Raw genomic sequence first — 19,571 nt, 5'->3', positions numbered from 1 at the left:
GGAGGATAGGTCAATGGTAGAGAATAAAAAGAAAAAATTTCGGACGCAGACAATACTGAACATCATCATGATCCTGTTCACCATCGCGTGTATCTATCCGATCCTGCTGATGATCTCCGTTTCCATCACAGACTCGGATGCGATCTACGAGTATGGGTACAGCATCATTCCAAGAAATATCAATTTTCTTGCATACGAATATATTTTTAAGAACCCGAGCAGTCTGATCAGCGGTTATCTCGTGACGATCATCGTTTCCTTCCTGGGAGGCGCGTTCAGCCTGATCGTCACAGCCATGATCGCGTACCCGCTCTCCAGACCGGACTACAAGTACCGCCGGCCGGTCAACTTCATCGTATTCTTCACGATGCTGTTCAACGGCGGTATGGTGCCGACCTATATGGTTGTCACCAATGTTCTGGGACTGAAGGACAACATTTTTGCTCTGATTCTGCCCTACGCGGCGATGGCATGGAACATCCTGCTGCTCCGTTCTTTCTTCAACGGAGTACCTAACGATATTATCGAGGCAGCCAGAATCGACGGCGCAGGAGAGATCCATACATTTGTCAAAATCGTGCTTCCGTTGTCTAAACCGGGACTCGCTTCCGTGGGATTCCTGATCGTGCTGAGATACTGGAATGACTGGTGGCTGAGCATGCTGTACATCACAGATACATCCAAACAGAGCATGCAGTATAAGCTGTATACTTTGATGAAAGGAATCGAGGAACTGGCAAAGGACGCCTCGGTGAGTGGCTCCATGTCAGTGATCGACTTTCCGTCGGAGAGTGCACGTATGGCAATGGCGTTCCTGTCCATCGCGCCGCTGCTTGTCCTGTTCCCCTTCTTCCAGAAGTATCTGGTAAAAGGAATTACGCTTGGAGCTGTAAAGGGGTGATCCCATGTTGAAAGAGATTTTGCGAGAGTATGTAAATAAAAAAGTAGAGCAGATGTACCGGGACTCTTATGATGAAAAGACCGGTCTGCTGTACGACTATAACAAAGGCGTCAATTACCACACGGCAGTGGAAGAGGGGGTCGTGCACCGCACAAGAGAAAACTTAAGCTGGATCCCGGCGCTGATTTCCTGGAACCGGGAAGTCGGGATCCCTGCGGCAGTCCGGGCGGTCCCTGAAGTGTTAAAGCTCCAGGACCGGGACCCGGACAGTCCCACATACGGGATCTGGCCCTATCTGTTCGAGGAACCTCTCGCGGAGATGAAGAATCCGGACTGGAACTGGGCGCCCTTCCTTGGAGGCTCTCTGATTACAATCCTGCACGAGTGCGGTAACTTGCTGCCCGGAGAACTGCAGGAAAACATGAAAGAAGCTCTTAAGTGCGCCTGTGAGAGCATCCTGCGAAGAAAGATGGGGGCAGATTACACGAACATCGTCCTGATGTCCGGGTTTGTCCTGACTGCAGGAGGAGAGCTGCTTGAAAATAAAGAGTTCATTGAGAACGGATTGAAAGTTCTCCGGCAACAGTTGGAATTCGTCAGGCAAAACGGCGGATTTGCCGAGTACAACAGTCCGACTTATGGTATGATAGATATTGAAGAAACCGGAAGGATTCTGTATTACGCAAAAAATGAAGAGGCGCTGCGCCTGGCACGCCGGCTCCATGGTTATGCCTGGAAGGTTTTCGCAGAGCACTATCATGCGCCCACCGGACAGATCGCTCCGCCCCACGCCAGATGTTACGATGACATTCAGGGTACGGATATACACACGCTCATTACAGTGGGGACGAAAGGCAGATGTAAGCTTGTCGGCGCAGAGGAGTGGGACGTCAATCTGATGTGGCCATATATGGAACTGGACTGCCCGGCAGAATATGAGAAGTATTTTGCCGCGCCGGAGTATCCGCGGATTCAGGAAGAAGACTTTTACCGCGGTTTTGACCCGATCCGGGACGACCAGATCCGGGTGCTCATCGAGAAGGGCACGCCGAAGCTTCATTCCTGTACCTATCTGCATCCGGATTACTGCCTGGGCACCTTTGCCTGGCATGATATGTGGAACCAGAGAAGACCGCTGATGGCGTTTGTCCGCACAGAGGAAGGGACAGCATGTTTCCGCGCCAGATGTATGCACGACGCCATGGACTTCGCCGGAGCCCTGATGCAGAATGTCCAACATGAGAATGCAGCGGCAGGAGGAGTCTCCTTTGTCACGGATCACGGGGATTACCACTATATTCTGACGCCCCTGGAGGACGGCGCCATGGAGGCGGAACGGCTGTCCCTGGATTTTACGGTGACAGGTGCACCTGACAGGACGGCGGTGAAAGAGCTCGGCAAAGGCGGGTATCTCTTTACTGTAGGCGGCTGTGAGATCGAACTGCACATTCTGAAAGCATGTTTTGGCGACGGACCGGTGCAGGCAGAGCTGATCGACACAGCGGAATGTAAGGGCGTCCGTCTGAACCTGTATCAGGGGGAGCGGACACGGATTGATTTCCACGAGATTGGAAAGGCTTACATCCTGTACGGAGTGGAGATCCGCAGGATCGGAGAGAAGAAAAAAAGCGTTTACAGAATTTCAGAGGAGGAGACCGGTGTGTCACTGGAAACTTCCGACGGATTTTCAGGGCAGATCCAGATAGATCCTGTGCCTGGCAAGTTCATTTCCGGGAATGAAAATCGAAAGAAGAAATTCAGAAACGGAGGCTTTTATTATGAAACGCTTTTCAAGGATCTTTATTAATACCATAGTCTATATATGTATTGCCATGATTTTGCTGGCAGTATCTATGAGCGGAGTATTAAACGCGGTCATTGAAAGGCAGTTTCTTAAGACTGTTCAGGACAATACAAGAATGGTATTCCAACAGCTTGCCTATCAGGTGGGCTATATCCATGAAACGAACTTGGCATTTCTGAACATGGAGTTTAACGACAGCGAGATTCGCAGTCTGGTCACTGCGAGGGAACCAGTGGAAAAATTTGACTATATTCAGGTGTTCAATCAGATCAACAAGGATATGTCAGCCAACGACATGATCGACAGCGTTATGCTCTACAACGGCAGCCTGGATGAGTATTACTATACGGATTTGATCCTTCAGCAGGAGGATAAAGAGATTAAAGACCTTCTGCATGCAGATAAGGACGGAAAACTGGTGGATATTTATTCCAGAACGTTTTCGGGGACGGATGAGCGCAACCTGCTCACCTATATCATGTCCTCTCTGGACGCCAGAGATAACTCTGTGGAGTATGCGGTCGTTGTCAATGTAGACAAGGATAAGATGCTAGAGAAAATACAGAATTCCGACTCGACGGGGGGATATCTGGTTCTTTCTGACAGTGAGGGCAATATTATTATCAACTCCGGAACCGGGGAAAGCGACGATCTGAATCCCCGGATTTCAGAACATCTGAATGACGGGGACGACTATGTTTTTATCGAAGAAGTGGATGGAGAAAGACAGGTCATCAATATTCAGGGTGTGGAGGGAACCCAGTGTTTCCTTATATCGATCCAGCCCTACGACACAGTATTCAGTGCGATTGCAGAGATCCGGAACAGTATTATTATCACCGTCATTATTATTCTGACCATTACGCTGATCCTGACAGTTATCTTTGCCGAAAAAGCATTGAAACCGCTGTCAACGCTGCTTCTCAGGGTAAAAGCACAATATGGGGGCGGCACGGCGGAAAAGAAGAAGGAAGTCGCCCTGCTCTCGGAAGTGTTGGAGCGCCAGCAGAAACAGCTTCACACCTACGGAGATTACAAGGAGCGCACGGAGAACATCCTCCACAAGATGACAGTGAAGAACATGCTCCTGGAAAACGGCACCCAGACCGTACCGGGCGGGAAGATCGAGAGCAAAGCGTCCTACGACATTTTCGCCAGGGGAGAGGACATCTACATCGTCCTTTTCTCCATCGCCGGTTATCACAGGCTGAACCGGGAGGATGTGGCGGAGAGGAACCTGATCCGTTTTGTCGTCTGTAATATCTCGGAGGAGATCATGCAGCAGTACGGGCGGGTGGAAGTGATCCCGGTCAGCGGCGGCGAAGTAGCCCTTCTGCTGGGAAGAGAGGAGCATGACCCGGAGCTGTGCAGAAGCCTGCTCTATGAGGTGGAAGAGAATGTCCGCAAGGTAATCGACGTGACGGTATCCGCTTTTGCAGTGGAGATCATCTATGACATTAAATCACTGGGAGCGGCGTATAAGACGCTCAAGAGTATGAGCCGGTATACCCTGATCTATGGGGAAGGATGCATCCTGTTCGAGCCGGAAGTTGACCTGGCAGGCAGGAAAAATCTGGAATATCCCCAGAAACTGGAGACGGAGATCATCAATGCAGTGACGGACGGAAAGGCGGATAAAATGGAGACGGCGGTCCGCAGTTTCATCGACTACCTGAGAGACGGCAGGATCGAGGGATATATTGCCTCCGTGCACAAGCTGATCCTGTCCATACAGACTCAGGTAAGCCACGCAAACCAACACCGGCTGATCAAGGTCGAGGTCGATTTCGAGAGTGTCCTTCAGGAAAGCCTGGAGACGGACGAACAGGTATATCATCTGCTCTGCGGCCTCTGCCGGGAGATTATGGAGCAGATGCCGTCCAACGTGAACAAGAAAAATGAAGCAATGGTTGAAAAGATCCGGGAATATATCGATGAGAATTATGCGGAGAAAGATCTCTGCAGCAAACAGATTGCCGCACATTTCGGCATGTCAACCGGATACATGGGGATGCTGTTCAAGGAGATTTCCAGGAGCAGTATCCAGGAATACATCAACCAGGTTCGTCTGGAACACGCCGGCGAACTTGTCCTGCACACAGACCTTCTGATCAGTGAGATCATGGAGAAGTGCGGTTTTGAGACCTCCAGTTTCTACCGGCTGTACAAGAATTATTTCGGCACATCGCCGAAGGAGCACCGCATGAAACAGCGCATGGAGGAAAAATCAGGAAAGGAAATATAGAAGAGATGACACCGAGAGAAAAATTTATCAAAGCGTTGAAAAGAGAAAAAATAGAAGGGCATGTGCCTCACTTTGAACTCGTATTTTTCCTTACTCTGGAGGCAGTCGGAAGAGTCCACCCGCTCCACAGGAATTACGAGCAGTGGCATCAGATGAGTAAGAAAGAGCAGAATCTGCAGCTTGAGGACATGGCGAAGTCTTATATCGAAGTTGCAGAAAAATATCACCACAGCGCAATTTTTGTCCATCCCAATCCGGGACGCAACGGCGCTCTTCCGGGAAACAACGAGTCTACAAGAAGGATTCTCGAGACGATCCGCGACCTTTCCGGAGACAAATATTTCCTGATGGTACACGGCGACCCGACCCTGCCGATCCCCACCGGAGATACGATGATGGAGTTCGCGGCGCAGATGTACGAGGAACCGGAGAAACTCCACGAAGCCACCAGGATCAGTTTTGACGAGGCAGTGAGCCAGTGCGACGAGCTGAGCAAACATCCGGGGCTTCTGGACGGCTATGCCCTGTGCTCCGATTACTGCTTTAACGCCAACCCGTTCTACAGCAGGGAGATGTTCGCAGAATTTGTACAGCCTTATCTGAAGGACATCCTTTCCTATTACCGGGAGAACGGCTTCTATTCCATCAAGCATACTGACGGAAATGTCATGCCGATCCTTGACATGATCGTAGACTGCAGGCCGGATGCGGTTCACTCTCTCGACCCGCAGGGCGGCGTGGACTTAAGTGAAGTGAAGAAGCTCTACGGCGACAAAGTCTGCCTGATCGGAAATGTAAACTGTGGCCTGATGCAGACCGGATCTGTGGAAGAACTGGAGAACGACGTGCGGCGTGCCCTCAGACAGGGAATGCCGGGATACGGCTATATTTTCTCATCCTCCAACTGTGTCTATACCGGACTGGATCTGGAGCGCTATGAGATCATGAACAAAATCTGGTGGGAGGAAGGAATTTACTAGAGCCATGTCAAAAATCAAAGAAATCTTATGCCTGCACCACAGCCATCTGGATGTGGGATACACCCATCCCCAGAACATGCTTCTGGAGCTGCAGTGCGACTACATCGACCAGGCCATTGACCTGTGTGTAAAGACAGCGGACTGGCCGGAAGAGTCCAGATACCGCTGGACCTGTGAAGCAACATATCCGGTATTAAAATGGTTAAAGACTGCGGACGAAGAGAGAGCTGGACTGTTCCGCAGACTGGTAAAGGAAGGACGCATCAGCATCGCGGCTCTTCCCATGCACACGACTCCGGGATTCACCTCCCTTCAGCTGACCCAGTACCTGCAGCACCTGGACGAGATCCGGGAGCTGACAGGTTCTGCGATCACCACAGCCATCAACCACGACGTAAACGGACAGCCCTGGACATTCGCGCCCATGCTGATCGACAGCAATGTGAAGTTCTACCTCACGGGAATCAATATTCATTTCGGCGGCATCCCCTTCCCGCGTCCCTATGCGTTTCTCTGGGAGGCGCCGGACGGCAGGAAGCTTCCCTCCTTTGTGGGAGAGCATTATTCCCTGTTCAGTCAGTTCTTCTTTACAGACCTGGGAAGCACGGATAAGATGCACGAAGGAGTGCAGGAATATGTAAACCGGGTCGGGCAGAGCGGATGGAAGGAGGACTATGTACTTCTGACCGCCACCAATCCGCCGCTGATGGACAACAACTGCCCGGATGCGAATCTGGCGGAGCTGATCCGGAAATACAACGAAGAGGGGCACGAGCAGAAGATCCGCTTCGTCACCCCGGAGATGCTCTTTGAGCGGGTGAAGGAAAAAGGCCTGGAAAATCTGGACGTACATGCCGGTGACTGGACGGACTACTGGAACTTCGGATGCGCAAGTACGGCAAGGGAGACGAAGATCAGCCGTGCCGCGAAAGTGCTTCTCCAGAAGAGCGACTTCATGGGATGCATCAATGACGAGAAGGATGTCCGGTACCGGAATCTGACCGAAGAGGCTTATGAGAATGCAATGCTCTTTGACGAGCACACCTGGGGCGCTACCGATTCCATCAATGAGCCGGATGAGGATGAGACTTACGCCCAGTTAAACCATAAGAAAGAGTTCGCCTATAATGCCGCTGACGTAAGCGCATATCTGGTGAGCCGGGAGATCGAAAAATTCGCAGGGAATCCCCTTCAGGCAAACGGGCAGGAGGGAATCCTGGTCGTGAACCCCACCGGCGTACCGATGGAGAGCAAACTGGAAGTGCCGGAGTATATGCTGGAGAATGCCAGGGAAAACAAACGGACTTTAAGCGCCCTCCGGGCCAAAGATTTCCTGCCCTATGAAAAGAACAAGAAGTGCGTCCGCGACTTCGGGACGAGGGAAGTGAAACCCTTCTCCGCAGAGTGGATTCCCTTTTCCTCTCTGGAGGCAGCGGAGAAGAGCTCTGCATGCCAGGTTTCCGCGGACCGGATCGAGACGCCTTTCTATCTGGTGGCGATGAACCCGGCAAACGGACGGATCCTGCAGATCCGGGATAAGAGAAACGGACGGAACCTTCTGAAAGAAGGCGCAGAGTGGGGACTCTTCGACGTGGTGGAAGAGAACGTGGACCAGCGGTTCGCAGCTCCCGACAGAGAATCGATCTTCCCGAGAGATCTGGATAAAGGAAACCGGAGCATTACCCAGTGGCAGCACAACTGGCGCGCAGTACGCCAGGGAATCACGAGATTCGACGGATTCGGGATCGAGGAGAACGGGGAAGAAGTGGTGATCCGCTATTTCTCCGAGTCAAAGACGTTGAAAAATATCGAGCAGAAGATCACATTTTCCGCAGTACACCCGCGGATCGGACTGGATATTACATTTACAAAAGATGCAGTCGTGGAGCCGGAGGGAATCTACTTTACCTTCCCGCTCAGCCTGGACGAGGGATGGAAATGCGTCTATGACACAGCCGACATCTTTGTGGCGCTGGATGACGATCAGCTCGGAACCATGTGCAGAGACTATATTACCGTTGACAAGAGTGTTTCTCTTTTTGACGGGAAAGGCGGCGTAACCCTGTCCTGTCCGGATGCGCCCATGGTGCAGATCGGCGGATTCAACTTCGGCAAAGAATACCGTAGCATCGAGAGAGCGGCGGATCCGCTTCTGCTTGCATGGCCTATGAACAACTACTGGAATACGAATTTTGCCCCCTCCCAGGACGGAAAGCATACCTTCCACTATGAACTGACTGCTTTTGAGCAGTTTAATGAGAAGGAAGCATACCAAAGAGGACTCCAGGCACAGAAGCCCTGGATCCTGGCTGCGTCCATCCGCTGCCCGGAAGAGAAGAGCGCAGAGCTCATCCACTGCGAGAGTGAAGACTGTGCGGTCCTGTTCATCCGCCCCCTTTATAAGAAAGAGGGATGGCTTGCAGTGGTAAAGAATTTCACAGACCATGACGCTTCATGCAGGATCTCCGTGCCGGGCAGGAGCATTCGGAGCGCCATGCTCACGGACATCCAGGGCAATCCGGCAGAACCCTCTGCCATAAACGGAAGCGCGGCGTCCCTGATCCGGGAAGCAGATGGAACAGGCAGCTGTGTGGAAGTGTCCGCCGGAGCAAAGAGCATTGTGTTCCTGGAGCTGCATCTGTACTGATGTATGGCTGATCCTGCAGAGCCCCGGGACATAACAGCAGAAGATGGGCCGGCTGCAGGAGTAAAATAACAGAAAGACAGGAAAACAGCGGGAGAATCGGATATGGATACGATAAAGAAAATCATTATATACGGAGACAGCATCTCAACGACAGAGTACGGCGGAGGCGGATATGAGGCTTATCTCCGCGAGAGATTTGACGCGGAAGTGATCAACTATTCCGTGAGTGCCAGCGGGCTTTCCCTCGGCACTCCCAACAATACCCTGTCCATCCTGGAGAAGGACAAGAACCTGCACGCGGATGCGGATATCATCATTCTCTGGCATGGAACCAACGAGTGGTACTGGGGAAGCGAGATCGGCAGGCTGGGAAGCAAAGACAGGAACACCTTTCTCGGAGCCCTCGACCGTGCAGTTGAGCGGATCCGGGAGAAATCCCCGGACGCGGTGCTCTTCATGCTCACGCCGATCTACCGGTATCAGGCGCCGGACGAATGCGCACATGCCGGACGGGCTTATGAGACGGCAAACAAAGCCGGGTATACGCTTATGGATTACTACAATGCGATCCGCGAAGCCAGTGTATACTACGGATTTCCACTGATCGACACAAGAGTCCTGGCAGGCATCCATGAAGGCAATCATGAGAAGTATCTGAAAGATGACGTGCATCCGAACGAAGAAGGGTATCAGAGGATCTGGAAAGTGATCGAGCGGGAGATCGTGAATAATCCCTTATTAAATGCATGATTCGGGCATAGATCCGGAGAAGAGCAATCGGAAGAGAAGTAAATTGCAGGGAAGATAAATCAGAAAAATCGGGAAAATAGAAATCAGGAGAATTTAATCTTATGGAAAGAGAAAAGATCAACAGTCTTATGGAGAAGGTGTGCGGAAGAATGCTCCATCTCTCCAACACCTCCGTCGATGAGACCTGTCCCATCGGGATCATCGACTTTGATAAATGGGAGTGGCCCCAGGGCGTAGGTCTGTACGGCATGTACAAACATTATAAAAAGTCTGGGGCGAAGGAATATCTGCAGTACATCATTTCCTGGTTCGAGGAGAGGATCGCCGAGGGCGTGCCGGAGCGAAACGTCAATACGACCGCGCCCATGCTGACCATGGCTTTTGTGGCAGAAGAGACGAAAGACGAGAGAATGCTCGCCATGTGCCGGGAGTGGGCAGAGTGGGTGATGAACGAGATGCCCCGCACCGAGGAAGGCGGACTGCAGCACATCGTCTCCGGAGAGGAGAACCGTCAGCAGCTCTGGGACGACACCCTGTTTATGACCGTGCTGTTCCTGGCGAAGATGGGCGCTATGGAAAACCGGGAAGATTACAAAGAAGAAGCCTGCTATCAGTTCCTTCTGCACATCAAATATCTGGCAAACGCAGAAACCGGACTCTGGTACCACGGATGGACCTTTGAGGGAAGGCATAATTTCGCCAAAGCCTTCTGGGCAAGAGGAAACTGCTGGATTACCGCGGGTATCCCGGAGCTGATCGAGATCCTCGGTCTAGGCGGTTATCTGAAACGGTACCTGACCGGCGTTCTCACCAATCAGGTGGAAGCCCTGAAAAAACTGCAGGTGCCCAGCGGAATGTGGCACACTCTGCTTGACGAGGAAGAGTCCTATGAGGAGACGAGCGCTGCGGCGGGATTTGCTTACGGCATCCTGAAAGGCGTCCACATGGGGCTTCTGGATGAGGAGTACCTTGCCGTTGCAGAAAAAGCTGTGGAAGGTATCGTAGAACAGATCGACGAGGACGGAACCGTAAATCAGGTGTCATACGGAACAGGAATGGGTTCTGACCTGCAGCATTACCGTGATATTCCGACCTGCCCGATGGCATACGGACAGAGTCTGGTTATCATGATGCTCGGGGAAATATAAATCATAAATCAGATTACAATTCATGCGCCGGCTGTAGTGCAGCCGACGCATGAATTTCATTGGTACATTGTAAAGCAAATAGTGCTTTCTATTAGAAAAATGAAAGTCGAGGTGAGAACATAGAATGAACATTTATAAAGTTATTCAGGAAGTTAAAGAGGGATGGTCAAATGATAAAAAATTTCTCATTGATTATAATGGAATAAATTGTTTGTTAAGAGTAAGTGATGTGAATAGCTACGATAAAAAGCGATCACAGTTTAATTTACTAAAAAATCTTTATGATGACCATAAAATTAATATGCCGATACCGGTATTACTTGAAAAAGATGAATATCATACTTATATGATATTTGAATGGGTAAGAGGTGAAGATGCAAGAAAAATTTTAACTAACTATTCTAAGGAAGAACAATTTGTTTTTGGTCAAAAAGCCGGCGCCTACCTAAAAGAAATACATAAAATAAAAAAAACAGATATGGTTTGGGAAGAATACTTTAACAAAAAAATAGATAGAAAAATAAAGCAGTATAGAGAATGTGGATTAGTCTTAAAAGAGGAGAAATACATTACAGATTATATCGATGCAAATAGGTATTTACTAAAGGGCAGACCGGTTTCATTACAACATGGAGACTATCACATAGGGAATTTTGTTATTGATGGAAATGATTTATATGTGATTGACTTTGATAGAATGGATTTTGGAGACCCATGGGAAGAGTTTACAAAAATAATATGGTGCAAAAATGTAAGCACTAGATTTGCTTATGGACGAATATGGGGATATTTTAATGGGTGTATTCCAAACGAATTTTGGAAGTTACTTGGACTGTATATGGCATTTTATATTATTTCATCTGTGGCGTGGGCTTCAAAAATAAGCAAAAAACAAGTGGATATAATGCTGCGGCAGACTCGGGAAATTTTGAAAGATTTTAAAGATTTTTCGCAAAGTATTCCGGATTGGGCATTAAAAGAAGAAAAACTGTTAAAGTCTACTAATAAACAATAGTGTAATGCAATTATTATTAAATATCGGAAATAGGAAGATATGATCAAAGTAGAAAATATAAGTAAAAGCTATTACGTGTCTGAAAAAAGAGAAAAAACAAAAATACGGAATCTTTTCTTTAAGACAAGAAAGCAAATTGAAGCATTAGATAATATTAGTTTTTCTGTTGAAGATGGAGAAATGGTTGGCTATATTGGACCGAATGGTGCCGGAAAGAGCAGCACTATAAAAATACTGAGTGGGATATTAACGCCGGATTCTGGAAAATGCACCATTAATGGTATGGTACCTTGGGAAGAACGTGTAAAGTATGTAAAAAATATTGGTGTTGTTTTTGGTCAGCGGTCACAACTATGGTGGGATTTACCTGTCATAGAATCCTATAATTTGTTAAAAGAGATTTACAAGATACCTAAGAATCAATATAAAAGAACCTTATTTAGACTTACAGATATGTTAGATTTGGATTCGCTCATAAACATTCCGGCAAGACAATTGTCTTTAGGACAGAGGATGCGATGTGAGATTGTAGCAGCTCTTTTACATGAACCTCGAATACTTTTTCTGGATGAACCAACTATAGGATTAGACGCTGTTTCAAAAAAATCAGTCAGACAATTTATAAAAAATATTAATAAAGAATCAAATCTTACATTACTGTTAACAACTCATGACATGCAAGATATAGAGATGCTAACAAAAAGAATTATTTTTCTGGCAAAAGGGAAAATATTATTTGACGGAGAAATTGAAACTATTAAACAGAAATATAATAAAAAGATGGTTTATATTAAATGCAAGGGTAATAAACCTAATCTTATCGAAGGAATAGAAATTAAGGATGAAGATGAGGGATATTTTACCGTTAAATTGGATAAAAAAAAGATTACTGAAGAATCAGCTATTAAATATTTGATTAGTAGATCGGAGATTATTGATATAACATCACACGATTTATCGACAGAAGAAATTGTAATTCAGATGTATAAGGACTATCAGGTATGAGAACTTTTATTGCATATATAAAAATTAGTTTAAGTAATCAGATACAATACAAGATAGCCTCATATGCGGGGGTTATTGTTCAATTCTGTTGGGCTGTAATGAACATTTTATTATATCGTACATTCTACTTAAGTAATAATAATACTAATATGAGTTTCCAACAGGTTGTATCATATATGTGGCTTCAGCAAGCGTTTTATTCTTTATTTGCAACATGGTCCTTAGATTCTAAAATACTTAATTCGATTGTAAGCGGCTCTGTTTGTTATGAATTGTGTCGCCCAATGAAGTTATACAATAGTTGGTTTTTTCAAAATGTGGCGAGAAGAATAGGAAAGGCTCTTCCTAAATGTATACCCATTATATTGGTTTCATCTATATTGCCAGGGGAATTTAGGTTAAGATGGGAAATAAAAAGCTATGAATTTTTTGCATTCATTATTTCCATGTGTTTATCACTGGTATTGGTTGTTTCATTTTGCATGCTTATTTATATTATAGTTTTTTTTATAATTTCACCTCTAGGAATAAAAATGATTTTGTCTGCACTTTTAGATTTTATGACAGGAGCAGTTATACCCTTAGCTTTTTTTCCGGAATGGATGAATAAAATTTTGGCAATTTCTCCATTTACATATATGCAGAATATACCTTTACAGATTTTTTGCGGAAGTATAGCTGGTTTTGAAATTATATACTCGCTTTTCATGCAAACTATTTGGGTATTGATTTTTATTTTAGTTGGAAATATTTTAATGCAGAAAGCTATTAAAAAAGTGATAGTGTTTGGAGGATAAATGATTCTATATATTCAATATTTAAAGGCCTATTTTATGTCCATTTCCCAGTATAAGAAGTCAGCAATACTTACTATAATTGGTCAATTTCTAACCTCGTTGTTCTCTCTTTTAGGAATAAACTTTTTGTTTTCACAGTTTAATTCATTAGGTGGCTTTACTTACGAGGAAATACTATTATGTTATTCAAATATAACATTTGCCTTTTCTTTAGCAGAATTTTTCGCAAGAGGATTTGACACATTTCCGTATTTAATATCAGATGGAAGATTTGACAGGATTTTATTACGACCAAGAGGGGCAATTCTTCAGATTTTAGGAGCAACTTTTGAAATTAGTAGGTTAGGAAGGTTGTTTCAAGCAATTTTGATATATATATGGGTATTGCCTAGAAGTAAGATAGTATGGAATTTTTTTAACATATTTGTTTTACTGGAAATACAAATATGCGGTTTTGTTTTATTTGTTTCTCTATTCATTTTATATGCAACGATTTGTTTTTTTACAACACAAGGATTAGAAATATTCAATATATTTACCGATGGGAGCAGGGAATTCGGAAAGTATCCTTTTGCAGTTTACGGTGATAAAGTTCTTAAGATATTTACATATGTTGTGCCAGTTGCCTGTATCCAGTATTATCCTATAAGCTATCTTACCGGAAAAACAGGAAATATGCTATATGCTTTTACACCGCTGTTTGTAATACCCTATACAGTGCTGGTGGTGATATTTTGGAAAATAGGAGTGAAAAAATATACTTCTACGGGATCTTAATATAGTTCATTTCGTAATGCAGAGAAAAATGATCAATTTGACATTATTAACAAACTCTTTGGATTGACAGTTTCTGAAGGAGGGTAGAAAAATGAAATCAAAACTTTTCACTCACAGTATGATTCACAATAATCCGGGTCTGGCTCCCTATGAGTCGAAATATAACGACCCGCATTTCCTGAAAAAAAGAAATTTTGACGGGAAAGTGTTCGATCTTTTCGACTGCGCCCAGTTCGCGCTCTTATGGGATGGACTGGATGCGGCGAATCCGGACAGAGAGAAAGTCTTTCCCGCCGGGAGCGAAGAGAGGCTCTGGGTTCTGGAGCGGAAAAAGGATCTGAAGAAAAAGTACAGGGAGGCACAGCAATGCGGCCTGGATGTGCTTTTTATGATGGATATCATCGTGCTACCCAAACGGATCGGAAGCATTTATCCGGAGATCTTCAATGAAGATCACAAAATCGATATCCGGAAGCCAAAGATGAAGGAGATTATGGATGTCCTTTTCGATGAAATTTTTTCCGAGTTTCCGGAGGTGTCCGGCATTTATATCCGTTTTGGGGAGACTTATGTCGGAGAGGCCTATGGGACGCCCTGGCATTTTGGCAACAATCCGATCCTCGGAGATGAGGTGGAAGCTCATCTGTTTCTGATCCGGTACCTGATGGAGAAAGTCTGCCGTCAGCACAATAGAAAAATCTATTACCGTACCTGGGGATTCGGGGCATTTCAGTATGATCCGGAGTGCTATCTGCAGATCAGCGGACAGATCGAACCCCATGAGAAGTTCTTCTTCTGCATCAAACATACCGCCGGAGATTTCCACCGGGATTTCCCCTTCAACCAGTCCCTCAATAAAGGAAAACACCGCCAGGTTGTAGAGATACAGGCGGCGAGAGAATACGAAGGCAAAGGCGCGTATCCCAATTATATCGGAAGTGGTGTGATCTCTGGATTCGAGGAATTTAAGTGGCTGATGAAGGAAAATGAAGTCCAATCTCTCTCGGAGATCTTTGGAGACAGCAGGGATAGTGCGGACAGGCACTCTGCTGAAAGTGACTATGCTGACCGCAACGGAGGCGAGGCAGATAGCTGTAGCAGTGTAGGAGAAAACAACTCACGGATCGCCGGCGTCTGGATCTGGCCCAGAGGCGGCGGATGGGACGGTCCTTATATTAACGGGAGAAACGGAAAAGACGGAACGGTGGCCGTAGAGCATGGAGAGGAATTGTGGGCGGACGTCAATACTTATGTCATTTCATCCTGGGCAAAAGATCCTTCTTGCTCAGACCGCTATTATGCCATGAAGTATGCCAGAGAAGAGCTTGGAATGAACGAAAAAGATGCCGTGATCTTTTATGAGATCCTCATGCAGTCAGAACGGGCGGTCCTTCTGGGACGGGGAACAAACAGCGAAAACCTCTCCTGGGATGTATTCTGGACAAGAGATCAGAACATCGAATATTCCCGCCTGATGCTCAACATCCGGAACGCTGTCGGCGTCGGACAGACTGACCTGCTTCTGAAAGAGAAGCGCCGCAGTGTGGAAATATGGGAAGATATCTGCCGTCTGGCACAACGCCTGTCAGACGATCTGGCGATAAAGAGATACATTGTCACGACTTGTCGGTACGGATTTTATCTGTACTCTTTATATGAAGTCATGTACCGCGCCAATGTGTTTGCAGTGCTCGGCGGACGAAAGCAGGAAGTCGAGAAGGCAGTAGATGAGTATGAGAAGTTGTGGGAGGAGTGGGAAGAACTCTTCCGCACAGAACCCGGATGTCCCACCTTATATGAGAAAAAAGATGAATATCTTGACCTGATTGGCTATGACTGGAACAAAGGATTTGACTCTGCCATTAATCCGCTGCGTATGCTGGATGAAGACGGGAGAATCCTGGCGGGGAATATGGCGGAGACGGAAGAGTGTGATGCTTGGGGGCTTAAGAAAGGTTAAGATTCTGCAAAATATAAAGGATAAACTATGGAATTTCGGGAAAGTTGACAGGGGGATACCGGCATGAAAATTGGGGCTTATCAATTTGAAATTTCAGATGATGTACTTTGTAATCTAAATACTATTAAGAGAGCGATTACTCTGGCAAGTCAGAATGATATAAAGATCTTAGCTTTCCCAGAGTGTGCATTAACGGGATATCCTCCGAAAAATATAAAAAATTCTGCCGCTGTAAATTTTAAGCATTGTGAACTTGCATATAAAGAGATTAGGAATATTGCTTCCGGGAATGATATATTTGTTATTCTTGGAAGCGTTACAAAAAATTGTGACAATTACTTCAATAGCGCTCTCTTGTTTACACCTGACAGAAAGATGATGTCTTATCACAAAAGAGCCTTATGGGGATGGGATGCAGACAATTTTAAGTTTGAAAATACTACTGGAGTGTTTGAGTTAGGTGGATTAAAAGTCGGAGTCAGAATTTGTTTTGAGATCAGATTTCCCGAATTTTTCAGGGAACTATATCACCATCATACGGATCTTAATATTATTCTTTTTAATGATGTCTCTGATCAGAAGGATGATCACAGATATGAGATGATAAAATCTCACATTCAGACCCGCGCAGTAGAAAATGTTACATATATATTGTCAGTCAATAACATATTTCCCTGCCAGACAGCGCCGACAATGATATGCGACAGATCAGGACGAATATTGAAAGAACAACCAAGAAATGAAGAAGGACTGCTTGTCTATGATCTGCAGAACACTCCATTAAACTGGGGAGAAGAGGGCAGAAAGAAAATTTCGGACTGGCTGACAGCAAAAAAAGAAGAAGACATTGATAAAGGAGCAGAAAAGATATGGACAAGTTGATCCGAATGGAGAAAATACATAAAGAATTTGTTGTATATGAACGTCTGGAGGGGAAATGGAGCTTGCTGAAAGGAGCGTTTATCCGCACCAAAAAGAAGGTGGAAGCACTGAAAGAAATGAGCTTTAGCATCAACAGAGGTGAACTGGTGGGTTTTATCGGACCAAACGGGGCGGGAAAATCCACCACGGTGAAGATCATGAGCGGGATCTTAAATCCAGACAGTGGTTCCTGTGTAATCGACGGGCGCATTCCCTGGAAAAACAGGATTGAACATGTTTCCAGAATCGGTGTTGTATTCGGACAGCGGAGTCAGCTGTGGTGGGATGTGCCGGTCAAGGACTCATTTTCTCTACTAAAAGATATCTACAACATTCCGAATTCCAGTTATGAGGAGCGGCTCTATGAACTTCTGGAGAGGCTGCAGATCAGGGATCTGCTGAATACACCTGCCCGTCAGTTGTCTCTGGGACAGAGAATGCGTTGTGAAATCGCAGCAGCTCTCCTTCACCGCCCGCAAATCCTTTTCCTTGACGAGCCGACAATCGGTCTCGATGCTGTATCGAAACTGGAACTGCGGACATTCCTGAAAGAAGAAAATGAAAAAAGCGGAGTAACGGTTTTTATGACCACCCATGATATGGATGATATTGAAGCGGTATGCAACCGTGTAATGGTGATAGGCCGGGGGACACTCCTGTTCGACGGATCACTATCTGACCTGAGGGCACATTTTGGATCGCAAGAGAAAGAAGATATCGATGATGTGATCGTGCGGATGTACCATGACCTGAAGCTGTTGACTTAAAAAGGCTTATTCAGTTTCGGCATTAAAAGCCTTTTTAAGGCGTTATTTGGAGGAGATGAGAAATGAAAACACATTCAATCAGAGCGGCTTTTTCGCTTTTCCGTATCAGCACTGTTGACAACTTGCAGTATCGGGCAGCGGCATTTTCCGGTGCAGTGATGTGCGTATTTTACGCGCTGATCGACATTACAGTTTTTACTGTATTTTATAAATATGGAAGTAACAGCGGTTCGAGTATGTCCCTGTCGTTGACTCAGATGGCTTCATATATCTGGCTGAAACAGCTCATGCTCCCACCTTATGGAATCTGTCCGGAGTTCCGTGCCAAAATAGAAAATGGCGATATCGGTCTGGAACTATGCAGACCATGGAATCTGTATACTCATTGGTTCGCCAAGCTGTCTGCATGGAGGATCGGTGGCGTATGGTGGCGTTCCATTATTCTGGTAGTGATCGCATTGATCATTCCCAGACCATATAAGCTGGGTATGCCTGTATCTTTGCCTTACTTTATCCTGTTTCTTGTTTCGGCGGTTACAGCTTTTGTTTTCTGGGCGGCCTATCATATGCTGGTCACTGCGGTGCGGATCAATATAACCTGGGGCGAGGGACCATGCGTTATCCTGCTTCTGGTCGGAGAGATTCTGTCCGGTCTTTATTTTCCGCTGCAGATGTGGCCAGATTTTCTGCAGCCTTTTCTTACAGTGCAACCGTTTGCCAGTTCCTTTGACCTGCCGCTCAGGTTCTATGTAGGATCGATCGCACCTGATCAGGCACTAGAGGCAATCCTGCTTCAGATCGCCTGGACTTTGGCTTTTATTGCGGCAGGCCGTCTGATTATGCGCAGAAAATTAGAAAAACTGATCGTACAGGGAGGATGAAGCAATGGGAAAAAGTATCCGTTTGTTTTTCAAATTTTTCAAGATGCACCTTCTGTCAAAACTTGAATACAAGGGATGGTGGCTTGCGTTTCTGCAGCAGTTTATCATGTGCATCATTGAACTGCTGCCCACAGTGTTGATGTTCTACCGTATGGGCAGTATCGGAGAATGGTCAATGGAAAGGATCCTTCTGATCTATTCTCTGGCGGTTATTTCCTTTGGAATCGCGGAAGCTTTCTGTGATGGATTTGCAAACTTCCCATGGAAAATGCTTCGTTCGGGAGATTTTGACCGCCTGTTGCTCCGCCCAAAATCCTTGATCTTACAGGTTGCCGGTTCTGTAATATCCGTGCACAGACTGACCAGAGCCTTTGCGGGAATTGGAATTTCCTTATGGGCTTTGAATCGGTTGGAAGCGACATTTTCCGTCTTTAATCTGATGCTTCTTCTGTTGGCAATCATCGGCGGAACACTTATGTACAGTGGGATCTTTATTATGAGCTCCGGAATTGCATTTTTTACGATTAAGGCTTTGGACTGGATCAATATATTTACCTATGCCAGTTATCAGATTACACGGATCCCCGTGCCCTATATGCCCGGATGGATCCGGGGATTTTTCACATTTATCGCGCCGCTTCTGGTAGTCAGCTATTACCCTGCTGCGGCAGTCTGCGGTTGGGAGGCACCTTACATGGGGCTGATCTCGCTTCCGGCGGGCGCTCTGTTCTTCACATTTTCACTTGGGATATGGAGGATTGGAGTGGCACATTATAAAAGTACAGGGAGTTAAGTACAGAAGTTTTTTATATGTCTTGATAAATAATGCAAGACAGAATATAATGGAATTAGCTAACCTGGCTATATTAGCGTCGGGTTAAAATAACCATCTAGTGTCAGGCTAAAATAGCCAATCCTAGTCAAATTAAAAAAGCCATTACATACAGGTCTTCATCCTCTTATACTGATGATA

Annotated in this window: 16 protein-coding genes; all 16 read left to right on the top strand. The window is 46.1% G+C overall.

Translation table 11 applies throughout. The features are described 5' to 3' along the window. Positions 1-13: 13 nt before the first annotated feature. The 16 genes from B5F07_RS18085 (at position 14) to B5F07_RS18010 (ending at position 19,391) form a co-directional block, all read left to right on the top strand. Entirely contained in the window at positions 14-901 is an 888-nt protein-coding gene (locus tag B5F07_RS18085; protein ID WP_087162612.1) for a carbohydrate ABC transporter permease, read from the top strand. Between the two features lie 4 nt (positions 902-905). Beyond that, positions 906-2,708 (top strand): hypothetical protein, encoded by a 1,803-nt coding sequence (locus B5F07_RS18080; RefSeq protein ID WP_087162611.1) that lies wholly within the window; start codon positions 906-908, stop codon positions 2,706-2,708. Beyond that, positions 2,680-4,950 (top strand): AraC family transcriptional regulator, encoded by a 2,271-nt coding sequence (locus tag B5F07_RS18075; protein WP_162613168.1) that lies wholly within the window; start codon positions 2,680-2,682, stop codon positions 4,948-4,950. Before B5F07_RS18080 ends, B5F07_RS18075 begins: the two co-directional genes overlap by 29 nt. A 5-nt stretch (positions 4,951-4,955) precedes the next feature. After that, positions 4,956-5,930, top strand: a complete 975-nt coding sequence (locus tag B5F07_RS18070; protein WP_087162609.1) for a uroporphyrinogen decarboxylase family protein — start codon at positions 4,956-4,958, stop codon at positions 5,928-5,930. Between the two features lie 4 nt (positions 5,931-5,934). Continuing rightward, on the top strand, positions 5,935-8,577 hold the full coding sequence (locus B5F07_RS18065; protein WP_087162608.1) for a hypothetical protein: 2,643 nt from the start codon (positions 5,935-5,937) through the stop codon (positions 8,575-8,577). A 102-nt stretch (positions 8,578-8,679) separates the two neighbouring features. After that, complete coding sequence (locus B5F07_RS18060; RefSeq protein WP_242972579.1) at positions 8,680-9,327, top strand: SGNH/GDSL hydrolase family protein; 648 nt, start codon at positions 8,680-8,682, stop codon at positions 9,325-9,327. Between the two features lie 101 nt (positions 9,328-9,428). Continuing rightward, positions 9,429-10,475 carry a beta-galactosidase BglB gene (bglB, locus tag B5F07_RS18055; RefSeq protein WP_087162607.1) on the top strand — a complete coding sequence of 349 codons (1,047 nt, stop codon included), beginning with the start codon at positions 9,429-9,431 and terminating at the stop codon, positions 10,473-10,475. 124 nt (positions 10,476-10,599) lie between these two features. Further along, positions 10,600-11,490 carry an aminoglycoside phosphotransferase family protein gene (locus B5F07_RS18050; RefSeq protein WP_087162606.1) on the top strand — a complete coding sequence of 297 codons (891 nt, stop codon included), beginning with the start codon at positions 10,600-10,602 and terminating at the stop codon, positions 11,488-11,490. Positions 11,491-11,529: 39 nt separating this feature from the next. Next, positions 11,530-12,495, top strand: coding sequence for an ABC transporter ATP-binding protein (locus B5F07_RS18045; protein ID WP_087162605.1), 966 nt, complete (start codon positions 11,530-11,532; stop codon positions 12,493-12,495). After that, positions 12,492-13,292: an ABC transporter permease gene (locus B5F07_RS18040; RefSeq protein ID WP_087162604.1), complete on the top strand. Its 801-nt coding sequence runs from the start codon at positions 12,492-12,494 to the stop codon at positions 13,290-13,292. The genes B5F07_RS18045 and B5F07_RS18040 overlap by 4 nt, the downstream gene beginning before the upstream one ends. Continuing rightward, positions 13,293-14,069 (top strand): ABC transporter permease, encoded by a 777-nt coding sequence (locus tag B5F07_RS18035; protein WP_087162603.1) that lies wholly within the window; start codon positions 13,293-13,295, stop codon positions 14,067-14,069. A 91-nt stretch (positions 14,070-14,160) separates the two neighbouring features. Further along, positions 14,161-16,029, top strand: coding sequence for a hypothetical protein (locus B5F07_RS18030; RefSeq protein ID WP_087162602.1), 1,869 nt, complete (start codon positions 14,161-14,163; stop codon positions 16,027-16,029). 63 nt (positions 16,030-16,092) lie between these two features. Continuing rightward, on the top strand, positions 16,093-16,911 hold the full coding sequence (locus tag B5F07_RS18025) for a carbon-nitrogen hydrolase family protein (RefSeq protein WP_087162601.1): 819 nt from the start codon (positions 16,093-16,095) through the stop codon (positions 16,909-16,911). Next, positions 16,899-17,717 (top strand): ABC transporter ATP-binding protein, encoded by an 819-nt coding sequence (locus B5F07_RS18020; RefSeq protein WP_087162600.1) that lies wholly within the window; start codon positions 16,899-16,901, stop codon positions 17,715-17,717. Before B5F07_RS18025 ends, B5F07_RS18020 begins: the two co-directional genes overlap by 13 nt. Before the next feature lie 62 nt (positions 17,718-17,779). After that, positions 17,780-18,598, top strand: a complete 819-nt coding sequence (locus B5F07_RS18015) for an ABC transporter permease (RefSeq protein ID WP_087162599.1) — start codon at positions 17,780-17,782, stop codon at positions 18,596-18,598. Positions 18,599-18,602: 4 nt separating this feature from the next. Continuing rightward, positions 18,603-19,391, top strand: coding sequence for an ABC transporter permease (locus tag B5F07_RS18010; RefSeq protein WP_087162598.1), 789 nt, complete (start codon positions 18,603-18,605; stop codon positions 19,389-19,391). The last annotated feature ends 180 nt before the right edge of the window (positions 19,392-19,571 follow it).

The sequence above is a fragment of the Lachnoclostridium sp. An169 genome (assembly GCF_002160525.1).
Lineage (GTDB): Bacteria > Bacillota > Clostridia > Lachnospirales > Lachnospiraceae > Mediterraneibacter > Mediterraneibacter cottocaccae.
This window is presented reverse-complemented; position numbering and strand designations above follow the sequence as displayed.

Bases quoted from the DNA above. Each gene is read 5' to 3' on its own strand.
- B5F07_RS18060 (WP_242972579.1), top strand. From the start codon at position 8,680: ATGGATACGATAAAGAAAATCATTATATACGGAGACAGCATCTCAACG.
- B5F07_RS18045 (WP_087162605.1), top strand. From the start codon at position 11,530: ATGATCAAAGTAGAAAATATAAGTAAAAGCTATTACGTGTCTGAAAAA.
- B5F07_RS18015 (WP_087162599.1), top strand. From the start codon at position 17,780: ATGAAAACACATTCAATCAGAGCGGCTTTTTCGCTTTTCCGTATCAGC.
- B5F07_RS18035 (WP_087162603.1), top strand. From the start codon at position 13,293: ATGATTCTATATATTCAATATTTAAAGGCCTATTTTATGTCCATTTCC.
- B5F07_RS18025 (WP_087162601.1), top strand. From the start codon at position 16,093: ATGAAAATTGGGGCTTATCAATTTGAAATTTCAGATGATGTACTTTGT.
- B5F07_RS18050 (WP_087162606.1), top strand. From the start codon at position 10,600: ATGAACATTTATAAAGTTATTCAGGAAGTTAAAGAGGGATGGTCAAAT.
- B5F07_RS18080 (WP_087162611.1), top strand. From the start codon at position 906: ATGTTGAAAGAGATTTTGCGAGAGTATGTAAATAAAAAAGTAGAGCAG.
- B5F07_RS18030 (WP_087162602.1), top strand. From the start codon at position 14,161: ATGAAATCAAAACTTTTCACTCACAGTATGATTCACAATAATCCGGGT.
- B5F07_RS18085 (WP_087162612.1), top strand. From the start codon at position 14: ATGGTAGAGAATAAAAAGAAAAAATTTCGGACGCAGACAATACTGAAC.
- B5F07_RS18040 (WP_087162604.1), top strand. From the start codon at position 12,492: ATGAGAACTTTTATTGCATATATAAAAATTAGTTTAAGTAATCAGATA.
- B5F07_RS18020 (WP_087162600.1), top strand. From the start codon at position 16,899: ATGGACAAGTTGATCCGAATGGAGAAAATACATAAAGAATTTGTTGTA.
- bglB (WP_087162607.1), top strand. From the start codon at position 9,429: ATGGAAAGAGAAAAGATCAACAGTCTTATGGAGAAGGTGTGCGGAAGA.
- B5F07_RS18065 (WP_087162608.1), top strand. From the start codon at position 5,935: ATGTCAAAAATCAAAGAAATCTTATGCCTGCACCACAGCCATCTGGAT.
- B5F07_RS18010 (WP_087162598.1), top strand. From the start codon at position 18,603: ATGGGAAAAAGTATCCGTTTGTTTTTCAAATTTTTCAAGATGCACCTT.
- B5F07_RS18075 (WP_162613168.1), top strand. From the start codon at position 2,680: ATGAAACGCTTTTCAAGGATCTTTATTAATACCATAGTCTATATATGT.
- B5F07_RS18070 (WP_087162609.1), top strand. From the start codon at position 4,956: ATGACACCGAGAGAAAAATTTATCAAAGCGTTGAAAAGAGAAAAAATA.